This is a genomic window from Arthrobacter sp. AD-310 (assembly GCF_054656615.1).
The window spans coordinates 40,990-58,536 of record NZ_BAAHNO010000009.1 but is presented as its reverse complement, the minus strand read 5'-3'; the positions used below and the strand labels follow the sequence as shown (position 1 = coordinate 58,536).

The following is a 17,547-nucleotide window of genomic DNA, read 5'->3' as shown; positions in this document are numbered from 1 at the left end:
CGGCGGGAACCCCATAGGCTTAATGTTTTTGCCTGCCGGTTTCCAAGGGGTCATGTGTGTCGATAGCGAGAACAGAAGCTGCAGCCAAACCGCCCGCCCGGGCTGACGCCAAGGTGCGGAAAGCATCCTTCCGCCCAGAAGTGCAGGGTCTCCGTGCCCTCGCCGTGCTGATGGTGGTTGCCTACCACGTCTGGCTCGGCCGGGTGTCCGGCGGCGTGGACATCTTCCTCCTGATCTCGGCCTTCCTGCTCACGCTGTCGTTCGTGCGGAAGGCCGAATCGGGGCGCCCCTTCGGACTGCTGGCGCACTGGCTGCACCTGTTCAAGCGGCTGCTGCCCGCCGCCGTCGTGGTGATCCTGGGAGTCCTGGCCGGCACCTGGCTGATCCTTCCCCAGGGCCGCTGGCCGCAGGTCCTCGACCAGGCCTGGGCGTCCCTGCTCTACAGCCAGAACTGGCTGCTCGCCGACACCGCCGTGGACTACTACGCACAGGACCATGCCGGTGCCAGCCCGCTGCAGCACTTCTGGTCGCTGTCCATCCAAGGCCAGGTGTTCATCCTCTGGCCGCTGGTCTTCGCCGGCGCCGCCGCCCTGCTGCAGCTGCTGCGCCGCATGCCCGGCACCGGCCGCCTCACCTACCGGGGCCTGCTGGCACTCGTCTTTGGCGCCGTGTTCGCCGTCTCCCTGGCATACTCCGTGGAGCAGACCGCCACCAACCAGGCATACGCGTACTTCGACACCCGCGCCCGGCTGTGGGAATTCGCCCTGGGCTCTTTGCTGGCCCTCGCGCTGCCGTACCTGAATCCGGCCCGCGCCGTGCGCGTGGTGATGGGCTGGGCCGGCCTGGCGGGCATGGTGTCCTGCGGGCTCCTGCTGACGGTGGACCGTTCCTTCCCCGGCTTCGTGGCGCTCTGGCCCACGGTCTCGGCAGCCGCCATCATTGTGGCCGGACAGACCGGAAGCCGGTTTGGCGTGGACCGGTTCCTCAGCAGCAAGCCGGCCGTGGCGCTCGGCGATAACTCCTACGCCCTGTACCTGTGGCACTGGCCTGTCCTGGTGCTCGCACTGGCCGCCACCGGCGTGGAAGCCCCCAATCTCGTCCAGGGGCTGGCGATCGTTGGCGCGTCAATCGTGCTGGCGGTCCTCACCACCCGCTTCGTGGAGAAGCCGCTGCGCGACTGGCACTGGCCCAAACTGCGGGCCTGGCGCACCGCCGTCGTCATCGCTGCCTGCGGTGCCGTCCTGGCCGGTCCGGTGGCAATCTGGCAGACAACCCTCACCGCGGAGGAAACCGCGACGGCGGCACAGCCCCGCGAGCTCACTCCGGGGGCCGCGGCGCTCAGCCCGGAAAACGCCGGGCAGCCCGCGCCCCAGGCCAAGATCATTCCCGGCCCCTCGGCCCTGGACAACGACTGGGCGGGAATCCACGCACCCTGCACCGGTGCAAACGCCACCGCCGACCCCATCCTGGAAGGCTGCCGGCAGGACGTCCCCGCCGAAGGGTCAACCAAACGGATCGTAGTGCTGGGGGATTCGCACTCCCAGCAGTATTTGGGCGCACTGGCCCCTATCGCCGAGGCCAGGGGCTGGGAACTGGTGACGCTGCTGATGCCCGCCTGCCGGTTCGGTGCCGAATCGGAGACCCGGAACGCCGAATGCAACGCCTACAACCGGGCAAGCGCCGCGTACGTCCTCGAGCACCGGCCGGACGCCGTGTTCACCGTTGCGTCGCTGACCCACGAGGAAGCCCCGTTCGAGACGGAAGTTCCAGGCTACCTGGACGGTATCCGCCCCTTCACCGAGGCCGGAATCGAGGTGGTGGGCATCCGTGACAACCCGCGCTTCACGTTCAACATGCCCGAATGCGTCCAGCGCCACGGCCCCGACGCCCCCGAATGCAACCCGTCCCTGAGCGAATCGCTGGTGAACCCCTCACCGCTGGACAACTACCGCGGCAAACTCGACGGACTGCACCTGATGGACATGAGCGACTTCATCTGCGCGCGGGGAGTCTGCCCCGCGGTGGTGGGAAACGTGTACGTCTACAAGGATGACAACCACCTCACCAGGACCTACGTGGAGAGCATGCTGCCGATGTTCGAGCAGCGGCTGCTGGCGGCCACCGGCTGGAGTTAGGCGACGAGGTGCCGTTGCTCACATTGCCGCCGCGGAATAGGGGGATCGGCGCTGAGGTTCTAATATTTACTCAACACTTTCTGCCCCGGAACGCCGCAAAGCGTGGCGCTCCCGATCCCTGCACAGGCCAGACCCGTAATGACGGGCTGGTCATCGGCTGCAACCCCTGCCCGCTCAGCAACCAAGGTAAGAGGCGCACTCATGACCGAGCCCGAACACAACCCCTTTGGCTTCATCGGCCTGACTTACGACGACGTCCTCCTCCTGCCGGGCCACACCGACGTCATTCCGTCCGATGCAGACACGTCCTCGCGGATCTCCAAGCGCATCACGGTGCAGACGCCGCTGCTGTCCGCCGCTATGGACACCGTGACCGAATCCCGGATGGCGATCGCCATGGCACGCCAGGGCGGCCTCGGCGTGGTGCACCGCAACCTGTCCATCGCCGACCAGGCGGACCAGGTGGACCGCGTGAAGCGCAGCGAGTCGGGCATGATCACCAACCCGCTGACCATCCGCCCCGAAGCGACCCTGCAGGAGCTGGACAACCTTTGCGCGCAGTACCGCGTCTCGGGCCTGCCCGTGGTGGATGAAGAGAACCGCCTGCTGGGCATCGTCACCAACCGCGACACCCGCTTCGTGCCGGAGTCCGATTTCCCGCTGCGGCTTGTCAGCGACGTCATGACCAAGATGCCCCTGGTCACCGGGCATGTGGGGATCAGCCGTGAGGAAGCCTCCCACAAGCTGGCCACCAACAAGATCGAGAAGCTGCCGCTCGTGGACGAGCAGGGCCGCCTCAAGGGCCTGATCACCACCAAGGACTTCACCAAGGCCGAACAGTACCCCCTGGCCACCAAGGACGACGAAGGCCGGCTCCGCGTGGGCGCCGCCATAGGCTTCTTCGGGGACGGCTGGGAGCGCGCCATGGCACTCGTGGACGCCGGCGTCGACGCCCTGTTCGTGGACACCGCCAACGGCCACTCCCAGGGTGTGCTGGACATGATCCGCAGGCTCAAGTCCGATTCCGTGGCCGCGCACGTGGACATCATCGGTGGCCAGGCTGCCACCCGTGAAGGCGCGCAGGCCCTGATCGACGCCGGTGCCGACGGCATCAAGGTGGGCGTCGGGCCGGGCTCCATCTGCACCACCCGCGTGGTGGCCGGCGTGGGCGTGCCGCAGATCACCGCCATCTACGAATCCGCCAAGGCCGCCATCCCGGCCGGCGTTCCGCTCATCGCCGACGGCGGCCTGCAGTACTCCGGCGACATCGGCAAGGCCCTGGTGGCCGGCGCAGACACCGTGATGCTCGGTTCGCTGCTGGCAGGCTGCGACGAGTCCCCGGGCGAACTGATCTTCGTCAACGGCAAGCAGTTCAAGTCCTACCGCGGCATGGGCTCCCTCGGCGCCATGCAGTCCCGCGGCAAGAACACGTCCTACTCCAAGGACCGCTACTTCCAGGCGGACGTGTCCGGCGACGACAAACTGATCCCCGAAGGCATCGAAGGCCGCGTTGCCTACCGCGGTCCGCTGGCCTCCGTGGCCTACCAGCTGGTCGGCGGCCTGCGCCAGACCATGTTCTACACCGGCGCCCCGACCATTCCCGAACTCAAGGCGCGCGGCAAGTTCGTCCGGATCACACCGGCAGGCCTGAAGGAATCGCACCCGCACGATATCCAGATGACCGTCGAGGCGCCGAACTACGGTTCCCGCTGACACCGGCTCCACAGTGCGAAGGCCACGGGTTTTATGCCCGTGGCCTTCGCTGTCCCGGCCGGTCCTTTGTCGGTCCCGCGAACTAGGCTGGGGGCATGCCTCCCTCCGGCCATCCGGCTGAACTCAGCCCTAAACGCGATCCCCAGCGCCGCCTGGCGCTAAGGCCGTACGCCCGCGCCGTGGCCAAGGTCCTGCGGGTCAGTTTCCGTGCGTCCCCGGGTGCTGTGGTGATGAAGGTGCTCGGCTCACTGATCTCGGCGGTGCTGCCGCTGGTGACCACCTACTTCGCGGCGCTGACCACCACGGCGCTGGCAGCGGCCTATGCGGGTGACGCCGGTGCCGGCCAGCTGGCCATCGTCTATGTCGTCATCACCGCCGCGCTGGGTCTGTTCTGGGGTGCCTTCACCAGCGTGGACCGCTACATCCAGCAGCTCATGAGCTTCAAGGTCGGCGCCATCGTTGGTGACCAGATGTATGAACGCTTCCTCGCCCTGGAGTTCTGGCGGTACGACGACAAAGAGACCGTCGACCTTTACGACCGGGCCAAAAGGTTCTCGGACTCGTACGCCCGCGTCCTGGACCGCATTGCGGCGATCTTCACCCAGCTGGTGTCCGTCATCCTGGCCGTCGGCGCGCTGCTCGTGGTCAGCTGGTGGATCGCGGTCATCGTGCTGGTGGCCATCGTCCCCAGCGTCTACCTGCAGTTCAAGCTGTCGCGCGAGCAGATAGCCCACTGGAACACCCAGGTGGACTCAAGGCGGCAGCGGCGCATGATCGAGCAGAACCTCCTGCGGCCGCAGCACATCGCCGAAATGCGGCTCTACGGCATCGTGGGCTTCCTGATGGGCCTTCGGTCCCGCCTCCGGGACGCGGACGAACGCCGCCGCCTCGACTACCAGCGGCGGTACATTCCCAAGCAGCTTGCCGCGGACGCACTGCAGTACGGAGCCGAGGTGGTGTCGCTGATCTGGGTGGTGGGACAGATCATCACCCGCGCCCAGCCGGTGGGCCAGTTCCTCTACGTCCAGCAGATCGTCAGCCGGGCCCTCTCCACGGCCAACAACCTGGTGTCCTCCCTCAGCTCCATCGACGAGGACCTGGCCAACCTGAAGGACTATGAGCTGTTCATGGCGATGCCGGTCCACTCGGAGCATGCGCCGCCCCTGCCGGCCGTGCCGCGGAAGGTGGAGCTCAAGGACATCCGTTTCACGTACACAGGCAGTGACATTGAGGTGATCCGCGGGATCAGCATGACCATCCGGGAAGGCCAGCACATCGCGATCGTGGGGGAGAACGGTGCCGGGAAGTCCACGCTGATCAGGATCCTGGCGGGCCTGTACCGGCCGGATTCCGGCCAGGTGCTGCTCGACGGCGTGGACCTCGCCGCCGTCGACGTCACCTCCTGGCACCGCCACCTGGCGGTGCTGAGCCAGGAGTTCCTCAAGTACGAGTTCGCCACCGCCGCGGAGAACATCTACTTCGGCGACGTCGAAAACCCCCGCGACGACGGCAGGATCCGCCGTGCGGCAGCGGATGCCGAGGCCCTGGACTTCATCAGCAAACTCCCCAACGGCCTGGAGAACCACGTCAGCAACTGGATGGAGGACCCGCGGGGAAGGAAGGGCAGCGGCCTGTCCGGCGGGCAGTGGCAGCGGCTGGCCATGGCCCGGAACTTTTACCGCGACGCCTCCTTCATGGTGATGGACGAGCCCACCTCCGCCATCGACGCGCTGGCCGAGCACCGTATCTTCACCCGGCTCTTCGCGGACCGCAGCAGCACCATCATCGCCATCAGCCACCGCCTTGCCACCATCGAGAAGGCGGACGTGGTGTACATGCTGGAGGACGGGCGGATCGTGGAACAGGGCACCCACCGCGAACTGGTGGCGCTGCGCGGCCGCTACTTCCGCATGTTCGAGTCCCAGCTGGGGGTGGAGGCAGAAGGCGTTTAGGCCTCCACCACCGTGGTACGCACCCGGGCCAGGCTGGGCTGCGGCGGGACGCTGCTGAAGCCGAACGTCACAGGCGGGTGCACAGGTGCCAGCCGTCCGGCGTCGCGGCCGTCAAACCGGACGACGGCGGCCGCCAGGGAGTGCAGGTCGCTCACCCCGTAGTACTCGTGCCGGCCGCTGCCGGCGGAACCGGACGTCCGCGCTCCGGGGGCTGCCAGGGCAGCCAACGGGCTGACCGCGCCCAGCCAGCAGGGATGGACAGCGAGGCTCCGGGGGACCGCACGCAGCCCCTTGCCGAGGAGGGTACGGCGGCCCAGGTGCGCACGGATGGACAGCGGGCCGGCTTCCACGTCCAGCACATCCGGCTGAAGGCGGGTGGACACAGGCAGCACGCGGACCTCGTCGAAGCTGTAAGTCTCAGCGATGAACCGGGCAACGTCCGGCCTTGGCGCCAGCAGCAGCCGGTGCCCGGACCGCTGCTGGACCATGACGTCCGCGAAGGAACCGAACGGGGACTCCTGCCAGATCCCCACCACGGCACGCAGGCCCGAGCCGGTGCCGATGCCGGCGATATGCCCGTCGAAGATCCAGCGCCTGCCCACGAGGACACTCTAGCCAAGGACAGGACGGCGGCTGGGATAACCTAGAGCAGTGACTTATGAGATCGAGATCGGCCGTGGCAAGCGTGGGCGTCGTGCCTACTCCCTGGATGACATTGCAATCGTCCCTAACCGTCGTACCCGCGACCCCAAGGACGTCTCCGTCTCCTGGCAGATCGATGCCTACCAGTTCAGCATGCCGGTCATCGCGGCCCCCATGGACTCCGCCATGTCTCCGGCAACAGCGATCGCGCTCGGCAAACTGGGCGGCCTCGGCGTCCTGGACCTTGAGGGCCTCTGGACCCGGTACGAGGACCCGCAGCCCATCCTCGACGAAATCGGCGCCCTCCAGGACGAAACCAACAGCCCGGCCGTGACCGGCCGCATGCAGGAGCTGTACCAGGCGCCCATCCAGCCCGAACTCATCACGTCCCGCCTCGCCGAGATGCGCGACGCCGGCGTCACGGTGGCCGGCTCCCTCACCCCGCAGCGCACCCAGGAACACTACAAGACGGTGGTGGCGGCCGGCGTCGACATTTTCGTGATCCGTGGCACCACCGTCTCCGCCGAGCACGTGTCCAAGGACCACGAACCGCTGAACCTCAAGCAGTTCATCTACGAACTCGACGTGCCCGTCATCGTCGGGGGCGCCGCCGGCTACACCCCGGCCCTGCACCTCATGCGCACCGGCGCTGCGGGTGTCCTGGTGGGCTTCGGAGGCGGTGCCACCACTACAACCCGCCGCGCGCTGGGCATCCACTCGCCAATGGCTTCGGCGATCTCCGACGTCGCCGCCGCCCGCCGCGACTACATGGACGAATCCGGCGGCCGCTACGTCCACGTCATCGCCGACGGCGGCATGGGCGCCTCGGGCGACATCGTCAAGGCCATTGCCATGGGCGCCGACGCCGTGATGCTGGGCAGCGCGCTGGCACGTGCCGAAGAAGCCCCGGGCAAGGGCTGGCACTGGGGCCAGGAGGCCCACCACCTGGAACTGCCCCGCGGGGACCGCGTCAACGTAGGCACCGTCGGCCCGCTTGAGGAGGTCCTCTTCGGACCCGGCCACCACACCAACGGGACGTCCAACCTGATCGGTGCCCTCCGCCGGTCCATGGCGACCACCGGCTACTCGGACCTGAAGGAGTTCCAGCGGGTCGACGTCGTCGTATCCCCATACGAAGGCAACTGACCCTGCAGGCCGGCCGGGTCCACGACGTGTCCGGCCGGCCTGCCCAAAGCCCGCCGCCAGCAAGTAGTGTGGTTTTACTACCGGCACCCGAGGCAGCGGAGGCGTTCAATGAAGACAGGTCCTGACCACGGCGGAGCCCTCGGGCCGGAAGCCCGGGAAGCATCCATCCAGCGGCTCCGGTCCACCACCGAGCCCGGGCAGGAACTGGACATCCTCATCGTGGGCGGCGGCATCGTCGGCACCGGAGCGGCCCTGGACGCCGTTACCCGCGGTCTGAGCGTCGGCATCGTGGAGGCAAGCGACTGGGCCGCCGGCACGTCCTCCCGGTCCTCCAAGCTCATCCACGGCGGCCTCCGCTACCTTGAAATGCTCGACTTCGCCCTGGTCAAGGAAGCGCTGCAGGAGCGCGGGCTGCTCCTGTCCGAACTGGCGCCCCACCTGGCCCGTCCCGTGCCGTTCCTCTACCCGCTGACCAAGCCCTTTATCGAACGGCCCTACGTGGGTGCCGGCATCGCGCTGTACGACGCCCTGTCCATCTCCAGCGGCCACAGCAGGGGGGTGCCCTTCCACAAGCACCTCACCAAGCGTGGCATGCTCCGCGCCGCACCCAGCCTCAAGAACGATGCCTTCGTCGGCGCCATCCGCTACTACGACGGGCAGGTGGACGACGCCAAATACGTCGCCAACCTCGTCCGCACCGCCGCCTACTACGGCGCGCACGCCGTCAACAACATGGCGGTGGTGGACTTCCTCCGCGAAGGCGAACGCGTGGTGGGTGCCAAGGTGGAAAACCGGGAGGACGGGACCCGCTTCAACATCCGCGCGAAGCAAGTCATCAACGCCACCGGCGTCTGGACGGACGAAACCCAGGCGATGGTCACCGACAGGGGCCAGCTCCAGGTCCGCGCCTCGAAGGGCATCCACCTGGTGGTGCCGCGGGACCGCTTCCAGTCCACCGTGGGATTGATTCTCCGCACCGAAAAATCGGTCCTGTTCGTCATCCCCTGGGGCCGGCACTGGATCATCGGCACCACGGACACCGATTGGAACCTCGACAAAGCCCACCCGGCGGCGTCCAGCAAGGACATCGACTACGTCCTCGAACACGTGAACCGGGTCCTCAAACGGCCCCTGACCCGGGAGGACGTCGAAGGCGTGTACGCCGGCCTGCGCCCCCTGCTGGCCGGCGAAAACGACTCCACCGCAAAGCTGTCCCGCGAGCACGTGGTGGCGCATCCCGTGCCGGGACTCGTCGTCGTCGCGGGGGGAAAGTGGACCACCTACCGGGTGATGGCCAAGGACGCCGTGGACGAGGCCACGCGCACCATGGACGAGCGCGTCCCGCCGAGCTGTACCGAAACCATCCCGCTGCTTGGTGCCAGCGGTTTCCGGGCAGCCTGGAACCGGCGGAACCGCACCGCCGAGGAATCGGGGGTCCACGTCGCACGGATCGAGCACCTGCTCCACCGCTACGGGTCCATGACACCGGAAGTACTGGCGATCATCGAAAAGGACCGGGCCCTGGCCGAACCGATCCCCGGAGCCGACGACTACCTGCAGGCCGAGGCGGTCTACGCGGCCACCCACGAAGGGGCGCGGCACGTCCACGACGTGCTGACCCGGCGGACCAGGATCTCCATCGAAGCATGGGACCGCGGTGTGTCCGCCGTCCCGGTTGTCGCTAAACTGATGGGTGACGTCCTTGGCTGGAGTGACGCGCAGCGCGAAAATGAAGTGCGCCACTACATTGCCCGCGTGGAGGCCGAACGCCTCAGCCAGCAACAGCCGGACGACGAATCCGCAGACGCCGCCCGCCTGGGCGTGGAAGACATCGTGCCCTTGCGCTGAGGGGCAGGTGCCCGTAGCGCTGACTGAAGGGATACGCCTTGGCGGAACCACTTGACCCGTATGATGCCGACCTCACCACGCCCGAGATGGTGATCCTGGAACTCGAGGCAAAAGACAAGGCCGACGCCGCCACCCAGTTGGCCGAACGGCTGTACGCCGCAGGGCGCGTCTCCGACCTGGAGGGCTTCCTCCGGCACGTCAATGCACGCGAACACCAGCTCGCCACCGGGCTTCCCGGCGGGGTCGGCCTGCCGCACGCGCGCAGCGAGTTCGTTTCCCGGACATCCATTGCCGTGGGCATAACGAAGTACGGCCACGCCCTCGACTTTGGTGCCTCGGACGGCCCCGCCACCGTGGTCCTTCTCATCGCCACACCAGCGAGCTCCTTCTCCGACCACCTGGAAGTGCTGGCAACCCTGGCGAGGTCACTGTCCAAGGAATCGTTCCGCGAGTCGCTGCGGCGGGCCTACGACGCCGAGGTCATCGCCGAACTCATCAACTCCAGCCTGGTGTTTTTCGACCACTGAATCCCGGCCCCTGAACCGCCGGGCCACAGCAGGCCGCGTTTAGTTGTTCTACAGAAGTACGAAGTACGGTTAAGACGTGTGGAAAACAGCCCTGAAGCCCCGATGGATCGCAGGTTTCATCTTCGCGATCGCCATCTCCGGGGTCTTTGTGCTGCTCAGCCAGTGGCAGTTCGGGCGTTCCACCCAGCCCGAGGCGCCGGTCAATCCCGCCACCGAGCAGGTCCGGCCGCTGACTGAAACCCTCCAGCCCGGCGAATTCTTCCACGGGACCGACGCCGACCAGATGGTTCGTGCCACCGGAACCTATGACCCGGACAAGCAGGTCCTGGTACCGGGCCGGCTTCATGACGGCAAGACCGGGTACTGGGTGGTCTCCGCCTTCGCCGTCGACGGCGCGCCGGCCCTGACCGGCGTCGCCGCCACGCCGCAGACTTGGATTCCGGTGGCCCGCGGGTGGGTAGCCGAACCCGGTGACGCGGCAGCACCGCCGTCGGGCCCCATGGAACTGACCGGACGGCTCCTGCCCTCCGAAGCTCCCCTCGCCAACACGGCGCCGGCACCCGGCGAGGCAACCGCAGTCTCCGTGGCCGAGCTCATCAACTACTGGGAGGTGAGCAGCTACCCCGGCTTCGTCGCGGCCACCGCGGAAGTGGCCGGGGGAGCGGACGTCAGCGCCGCCGCCGTGCCCGGCAAGCTGCTGCCCCTGAACATAGGCCCGCAACCGCCAGGGCAGAAGATCAACTGGCTCAACCTCTTCTACTCACTGGAGTGGGTGGTTTTTGCCGGCTTCGCCCTCTTTATCTGGTGGCGCCTGGTCAAGGACGACTACCACCGGGACCTCGAGGACAGCCTCGACAATGCCGGTGACGGCCACCTGCACGAACACCCCGAGCATCCTGCACAGACGAACCAGCAACCTGCACAGACCCAGCAAAAGGTACAGCCATGATTGATCCGAAACCGGCAACCCCCGCCGCCGCAGGCACCAAGACATCCGGGAAGAAGCGGCGCTTCGGCGGCACCGAAGCCCAGATCCGCTCGGCCCTGAAGTTTTACAAGGTCCTGGCCTACCTCACCGGTGCCATGCTGCTGCTCCTCTGCGCGGAACTGGTCGCCCGGTACGGCTTCGGGCAGTACCTGTTCGCGGGCGGCACGAACGCCGTCACCGGCGAGCCGTTTGGCTTCGGTTTCGCTGACGCCGAACCCAAGGGCGTTGAGGGCGGGGTCAACCTGTCGGTCACGGTCCTGATCGTGCATGGCTGGATGTACGTGGTCTACCTGATGTCCAACTTCCGCCTGTGGTCGCTGATGCGATGGCCGTTCCTGAAGCTGGTCCTGCTGGCGCTGGGCGGCGTGGTCCCGTTCCTGTCCTTCATCGTCGAGAAGAAGTTCCACGCCGAGGTGGAGGCCGAACTCGCGGCCAACCCCCAGGCGCCGCAGCGCTACTGAGCCGTCCCTCGGCGCCTTGGGGCACGCCGCGGCGTTCGCTCCGTCACAGCGCGGCTTCTCAAGGTGCGCCGGTGCAACGGCGCAAAGTAGGCTATTACGGTGACTACTCCCACTGCATCCCAGACTTCCCAGAAGCCGGTGCTGGTAGTTGACTACGGTGCCCAGTACGCGCAGCTGATTGCCCGCCGCGTCCGGGAAGCGAACGTGTATTCGGAAGTGGTTCCGCATACCTGGTCCACCGAGCAGCTCCTGGCCAAGAACCCCGCCGCCATCATCCTCTCCGGCGGACCCTCCAGCGTTTACGCCGACGGCGCCCCCTCCGTGGGTGCCGACCTGTTCGAGGCCGGCGTCCCCGTCTTCGGCATCTGCTACGGCTTCCAGGCAATGGCCAACGCCCTCGGCGGCAAGGTGGACAAGACCGGGCTGCGGGAGTACGGCTCCACCCAAACCACCATCCTGGGCGACGCACGCTCCGTCCTGGAGGGCATGCCCCAGCACCAGAACACCTGGATGAGCCACGGCGACTCCGTCCACGCGGCCCCCGAAGGCTTCGAGGTCCTGGCCACGACGGCCGGCGCCGAAGTGGCGGCCTTCGCCAACGAGGAAAAGGGCCTGTTCGGTGTGCAGTGGCACCCCGAGGTCAAGCACTCCGCCTACGGCCAGCAGGTGCTGGAGAACTTCCTGTTCAACTGCGCCAAGCTCGAGGCGAACTGGACCACCGGCAACATCCTCGAAGAGCAGGTGGAGCGCATCCGCCGGCAGGTGGGCGATGCCCGGGTGATCTGCGGCCTCTCCGGCGGCGTTGACTCCGCCGTCGCCGCCGCCCTGGTCCAGCGCGCCGTGGGCGACCAGCTCACGTGTGTCTTCGTTGACCACGGGCTGCTGCGCGAAGGCGAAGCCGAGCAGGTGGAGCGCGACTTCGTTGCCGCAACCGGCGTGAAGCTCTACGTCGCCAATGAGCAGGAACGCTTCCTGTCCGCCCTGGCCGGCGTCAGCGACCCCGAAACCAAGCGCAAGATCATCGGCCGTGAGTTCATCCGCGCCTTCGAGGAAGCCGAACTAGCCATCATCGCCGAGGCGGCCGCGCACGGCGAAAAGATCAAGTTCCTGGTCCAGGGGACACTTTACCCGGACGTCGTCGAATCCGGCGGCGGCGAAGGCGCCGCGAATATCAAGAGCCACCACAACGTGGGCGGTCTTCCCGAGGACCTGCAGTTCGAACTCGTCGAACCGCTCCGCGCCCTGTTCAAGGACGAAGTCCGCGCCGTCGGCGCCCAGCTTGGCCTGCCGCAGGAGATCGTGGGTCGCCAGCCGTTCCCCGGCCCCGGCCTCGGTATCCGGATCGTCGGCGAGGTCACCAAGGAACGCCTCGACCTGCTCCGCAAGGCCGACGCGATCGCCCGGGCAGAGCTGACTGCCGCCGGACTGGACAACGAGGTCTGGCAGATGCCTGTCGTCCTGCTCGCCGACGTCCGCAGCGTGGGCGTTATGGGTGACGGCCGCACCTATGGGCACCCGATCGTGCTCCGGCCTGTGTCCTCCGAGGACGCCATGACGGCGGACTGGTCCCGGCTCCCGTACGAACTCCTGGCCCGGATTTCCAACCGGATCACCAACGAGGTGGACGGCGTCAACCGGGTGGTGCTGGACGTCACCAGCAAGCCGCCGGGAACCATCGAGTGGGAATAGCATCCTGATGTGGCCGGCCTCCGGGACTGGGGGCCGGCCACTTCTGTCCCCGGAGGAAATTCCCGCAATTTAGGCTCTCCCGTGTTGCGGTCTCCCGAGTCCGCCGCGGAAGCGGCTACGCTCGAACGTATGCCGGTATGGTCCAGGGCGTCACGCGCAAGCGCAGAAAAGAAGGCAGTAGTGTCAGTTGGTCAAGGCCACCCGGAAGGCTCCGAAGAACTTCGCAAATGGCTGTCCGGGCTCAAGCCCGTCACCGGGGCAGACACCATGCTGCGCTTCACCAAGACCCCCGAAGGTTCCATCGACCTGACCCACGCCCACCCTTCCGGACTGGCCCAGCTCATGGCCGGACGGAAGACGCGCCTGTCCACTCTCATCCGGGACCGGCAGCAATATGTTGTGGCCGCCCGCGCCTCCCGCAACATCCGGTCGAAGATCTTCGAACTCGCCAACGACCGGGGCATCGACGCCGGTTACCTCTCCGCCGGTACCGTGGTGTGGACGTCCGCCGTCGGGGGCAAGCCCCAGCGCGTGTCCGCGCCCGTCATGCTTACCGCGATTTCGCTGACCGTCCGCCCGGGGGAGGACGACTACGAACTTCAGCTGACCGAGCAGGCGCACATCAACCCGGCGCTGGTCCGGCACCTGAAGAACATCCATGGCATCGTCTTCGACGTCAACGCCGTTACCCGCCTGGCATACAGCACCGCGCGGTTCGACCCGCAGCCCGTACTCGACCGGCTGGCCACGCTGATCCGTCCCATCCACGGAGCCGAGGCCCAGCACAACCTGCTGGTCTCCACCTTCGCCGACCTTTCGGGCAACCTCGACGACCCCTGGATCAACGACGCCCACCCGCTGGTGGCAGCCCTCGCGAAAGCTGCCGGGGGGGAGGTGGTGGATGTCGGGGAGCCGGACCCGTCCCGCTTCCCGCCGCTGGACAGCCGGCACCCCAAAGACGAACTGCTCCTGCTGGACGCGGACACGGACCAGCAGTACGTCATTGACTCGGCCCGCGCCGGTGATTCCCTGGTGGTCAGCAGCCCGCCGGGCACCGGGCAGACGCAGACTGCCATCAACACCATCGGCGCCCTGGTTGATGCCGGCAAGACCGTCCTGGTGGTGGGGGACCGGCGTGCCAGCCTCAACGAAGTTTCCGGCCAGCTGGAATCCCTTGGCCTGGAATCCATCCTGTTCCAGCTCTCCGGCAACGTGACCGCCCAGCAGCTCAAAGCCCAGCTGGTCCGCGCCATCGTCCGCAACGAAAAGTCGCTGGAACCGCAGCTTGGCAACCTCCACAACACGCTGATCGAGCACCGCCACGCCCTCATGGACCACGTGGCGTCGCTGCACAACGTCCGGCAGCGCTGGGGCTGCTCGCCCTACCAGGCCATGCAGTCCCTGGCGGAGCTCACGTCGATCCAGCCCGCCCCGGCCACGACCGTCCGCCTCAAGCGGAGCGTCCTGGACAGCATCCGCGACCGGGAGGAACTCGCCGGGAGGCTGCGCCGGGCTGCCGAGCTGGGCAGCTTCAGCAAAGCAGCGACCACCAGCCCCTGGCACGGGGCCCGGCTCCTCAACCGCAAGGAAACCGAGGAAGCCCAGGAACTTGTCCGGTCCGTGGCGAAGAGCCTGCCGGTCCTCCGGGAGCGCATGAAGGCCGTCGCCGAACACGCAGAAATCCGGCTGGGCGGGTCCTTCGCCGAGTGGGGCGAGCAGCTTGGGCTGCTGGTGGCCGTGCGCGGCAGCCTGGACAAGTTCACGCCGGACATCTTCGACCGGCCGGTTACGGACCTGATCTCCGCCACGGCGCCCTCGTCCTGGCGCCGCGAGCGAGGCATCGAGATGACCTCCATGCAGCGGTCCCGGCTGCGCCGGGTGGCCAAGGAGTACGTCCGGCCCGGCGTGCACATCGCCGACCTGCACAGCTCCCTGATGCTGGTCCAGGAACAGCGCGCCCTCTGGTCCGGCTACGCCACAACCCAGCGCCACCCGGCTGTTCCGTCCGGGCTCGCCGAGATGAACGCCCTCTACCGGGAACTGGAGCGGGAACTGGGCCAGCTGGGCGAGGCCCTCCAACACACGGCACAGGGCGGCGACCTCGCCACCGTGCCGTACACCGCGCTCATGGAACGCCTGGAGCGCCTTGTTGCCGACACCGACACCCTCAAGACGCTGCCCGAGCGCACCCTGCTCATCGAGAACATGCGCGAGCACGGCCTTGGCGAACTCCTGGCGGACCTCGCGGAACGCGAAGTCCCCGTCGGCTCCGTGGCCGCGGAATTGGAACTGGCATGGTGGCAGTCCGCCCTGGAAGCCATGATCAGCGGTGACGACTACCTGGCCATGTCCGACGGTGACGCGCTCAGGCAGCTTGAGGCGGAGTACCGGCTCGCCGACAATGCCCACATCGCCAGCGGCGCCGCGCGGCTCCGCTGGGACCTCGCGGAGCGCTGGCGGACCGCCATTGCCGACCAGCCCCGCCAGGCCGACTTACTCCGCAGCCTGCTGAAGGACGGCAGGGTGACGCTGCCCGCGCTGACCGCGCAGGCTCCCGACCTGATCGGCACTCTGGTTCCGGTGTGGTCCGTGAGCCCCTACCTGATGACAGGGCTGCTGCCCGCTGAACAGCACTTCGACGCCGTCGTCATCCTCGACGCCGAAGCCACGTCGCTGCAGGCGGTCCTGCCGTCCATCGCACGCGCCCGCCAGGTCATCGCCTTCGGTGACGCCCGGATCGCCAGCCCCCGCACTTTCACAGTGGGCGTGGAACGGCTGGCCCCGGGAGAGTCGGCGCACCAGCGTGTGGAGAGCGCCTTCAATGCGCTGTCCGAGGTCTTGCCCGTCTGGCGGCTCAACTTCGTCTACCGTGCCGTGGACGAGGACCTGGTCCTGCAGTTGAGCAAGAACTTCTACGACGGCGGCCTGCGGCGGCTGCCGGAAGGCCAGTCCGCCACGGGCCTGGACCGGTCCCTGCTGGTGGAATACCTGCCGGACGGGACAGGGCTTCCCAGCGCCGACCACGAAGGCGTCGAGTCAGTGGTGGCCGAGGTCAACCGGGTCGTAGAACTGGTCTTCGAGCATGCCCGGCTCCGGCCGCGCACCTCACTGGCCGTTGTCACCGCAAGCCTCCGGCACGCGGCCCGGATCGGTGAATCCATCCGGCTCCAGCTGCCCAACCACCCCGGGCTGGCCGGGTTCTTCGGCGCCGGAGCCGAATCCTTCCGTGTTGTTGACCTGGAACGCGCACAGGGGCTGGTCCGCGACCACGTCATCTTCTCACCGGGTTTCGGGCGGACCCCGCACGGGCGTGCGCTGCACAGCTTCGGCCCTCTGTCCGCGGAAGGGGGCCGGGAGAAGTTCGCCCTGGCCATGACCCGCGCTCGGCGCTCCATGCACGTGCTGACCTGCTTCCGGCCCGAGGACCTGGACCACACCCGGCTGACGCACGGGGCGGTGGACCTGTACGCCCTGCTGGACCGGGAAATCACCGGCAACACCGACCTAGGCACCCCTGCCTCCCGCGCCGCCGCGAGCGAACAGGCCCTCGGCGCCGACCCGTTGGTGGCGGACCTCGGGGACCGGCTCCGGGCACGGGGGGCGCGAGTCTGGCACCAGTACGACGGCGCCATCGACGTGGTGGCCGCTGCCGACCCGCTGGGCACCATGGGCAAGGAGGACGCCGACCTTCCCTGGCCTGTTGCCATCGAATCCGACGGCACCGAACAGTACCGCACGATGAGTGTCCGCGAGCGGAGCCGGCTGCGTCCCCAGCTGCTGGAGCGCCTGGGCTGGCGGTACATGCCGCTGTGGACCATCGAAGTGTTCACCGACCCTTCCGCCTGCGCGGACCGGATCGCCAAGCATCTTGGCCTGGAAAACGTGGTTCTCCCGGGGCGTGATGCCACGTCCCACGGATTCCTTGACGATGACGTCGACCAGGCGCTGAATGATATTGGCGCCGCAGCCGGGAGCGCCCCGGCGTCGAATGTCACACATTTCCCCGGACCGGCCACCGGACGCCGGGCGGGCGGTGAAGCACGCGCCGGCCATCGGGCTGCGGCGCCCGTGCGGACCCTGCATGACACCAAGGAGGCGGAGAACGTGCCCACCGACGAAACGAACCCGATGGATGACGGGACCAGCACCCAGGATGACGGGACCAGCACCGCGGAGGCGGGCGGGCAGTCCGTGGACGCTTCCGCTGACGGCGGGCCCACGGCAGCTCCGGCCGCGCCTGCTTCCGCGGCTTCCGGCTCCAGGCAGCGCCCGGCGGAAGGCGTCCTGCCCAAGGCCGCGGCCGAGGACGACCCGAGGGCCTGGGGCGACCGAGAAGACGACCATGACGCCTGGCTGAAGGAACAGAAGCCGCCGCACTGGGGCTAAGGGGTCTCCCGGGCGGCCGGGCAGGCACTCCCTTGCCGGTAGGAGCCGTTGCGGGATGGC

The 17,547-nt window shown here is 67.8% G+C and carries 11 protein-coding genes; 10 read left to right on the top strand and 1 reads right to left on the bottom strand.

Annotated features, from left to right (window positions below; translation table 11 throughout):
- Window positions 1–62 precede the first annotated feature (62 nt).
- The 3 genes from ACYQ1Z_RS06015 (at window position 63) to ACYQ1Z_RS06005 (ending at window position 5,800) form a co-directional block, all read left to right on the top strand.
- Window positions 63–2,135 carry an acyltransferase family protein gene (locus ACYQ1Z_RS06015; protein WP_459791686.1) on the top strand — a complete coding sequence of 691 codons (2,073 nt, stop codon included), beginning with the start codon at window positions 63–65 and terminating at the stop codon, window positions 2,133–2,135.
- A 201-nt stretch (window positions 2,136–2,336) separates the two neighbouring features.
- A complete protein-coding gene (guaB, locus tag ACYQ1Z_RS06010; protein WP_459791594.1) occupies window positions 2,337–3,848 on the top strand; it encodes an IMP dehydrogenase in 1,512 nt (503 codons plus the stop codon).
- A gap of 95 nt (window positions 3,849–3,943) precedes the next feature.
- Window positions 3,944–5,800, top strand: coding sequence for an ABC transporter ATP-binding protein (locus tag ACYQ1Z_RS06005; RefSeq protein ID WP_459791593.1), 1,857 nt, complete (start codon window positions 3,944–3,946; stop codon window positions 5,798–5,800).
- On the opposite strand, the gene ACYQ1Z_RS06000 is transcribed toward ACYQ1Z_RS06005, so the two are convergent.
- Window positions 5,797–6,402, bottom strand: a complete 606-nt coding sequence (locus tag ACYQ1Z_RS06000; protein ID WP_459791592.1) for a hypothetical protein — start codon at window positions 6,400–6,402, stop codon at window positions 5,797–5,799. The two genes, ACYQ1Z_RS06005 and ACYQ1Z_RS06000, sit on opposite strands and share 4 nt — an antisense overlap.
- A gap of 49 nt (window positions 6,403–6,451) precedes the next feature.
- Here ACYQ1Z_RS06000 and ACYQ1Z_RS05995 point away from each other — a divergent pair, with 49 nt between their 5' ends.
- From ACYQ1Z_RS05995 to ACYQ1Z_RS05965, 7 genes are all read left to right on the top strand, one after another.
- The gene (locus tag ACYQ1Z_RS05995) at window positions 6,452–7,588 is read left to right on the top strand and encodes a GuaB3 family IMP dehydrogenase-related protein (RefSeq protein ID WP_459791591.1); all 1,137 of its coding nucleotides are present in this window, start codon (window positions 6,452–6,454) and stop codon (window positions 7,586–7,588) included.
- A 108-nt stretch (window positions 7,589–7,696) separates the two neighbouring features.
- A complete protein-coding gene (locus ACYQ1Z_RS05990) occupies window positions 7,697–9,436 on the top strand; it encodes a glycerol-3-phosphate dehydrogenase/oxidase (RefSeq protein WP_459791590.1) in 1,740 nt (579 codons plus the stop codon).
- 38 nt (window positions 9,437–9,474) lie between these two features.
- Window positions 9,475–9,963 carry a PTS sugar transporter subunit IIA gene (locus ACYQ1Z_RS05985; protein ID WP_459791589.1) on the top strand — a complete coding sequence of 163 codons (489 nt, stop codon included), beginning with the start codon at window positions 9,475–9,477 and terminating at the stop codon, window positions 9,961–9,963.
- A 76-nt stretch (window positions 9,964–10,039) separates the two neighbouring features.
- Entirely contained in the window at window positions 10,040–10,912 is an 873-nt protein-coding gene (locus ACYQ1Z_RS05980) for an SURF1 family protein (RefSeq protein ID WP_459791588.1), read from the top strand.
- Window positions 10,909–11,412 carry a DUF3817 domain-containing protein gene (locus ACYQ1Z_RS05975; RefSeq protein ID WP_459791587.1) on the top strand — a complete coding sequence of 168 codons (504 nt, stop codon included), beginning with the start codon at window positions 10,909–10,911 and terminating at the stop codon, window positions 11,410–11,412. Before ACYQ1Z_RS05980 ends, ACYQ1Z_RS05975 begins: the two co-directional genes overlap by 4 nt.
- 99 nt (window positions 11,413–11,511) lie before the next feature.
- On the top strand, window positions 11,512–13,101 hold the full coding sequence (gene guaA / locus ACYQ1Z_RS05970) for a glutamine-hydrolyzing GMP synthase (RefSeq protein ID WP_459791586.1): 1,590 nt from the start codon (window positions 11,512–11,514) through the stop codon (window positions 13,099–13,101).
- Window positions 13,102–13,230: 129 nt separating this feature from the next.
- A complete protein-coding gene (locus tag ACYQ1Z_RS05965; RefSeq protein ID WP_459791585.1) occupies window positions 13,231–17,487 on the top strand; it encodes an AAA family ATPase in 4,257 nt (1,418 codons plus the stop codon).
- The last annotated feature ends 60 nt before the right edge of the window (window positions 17,488–17,547 follow it).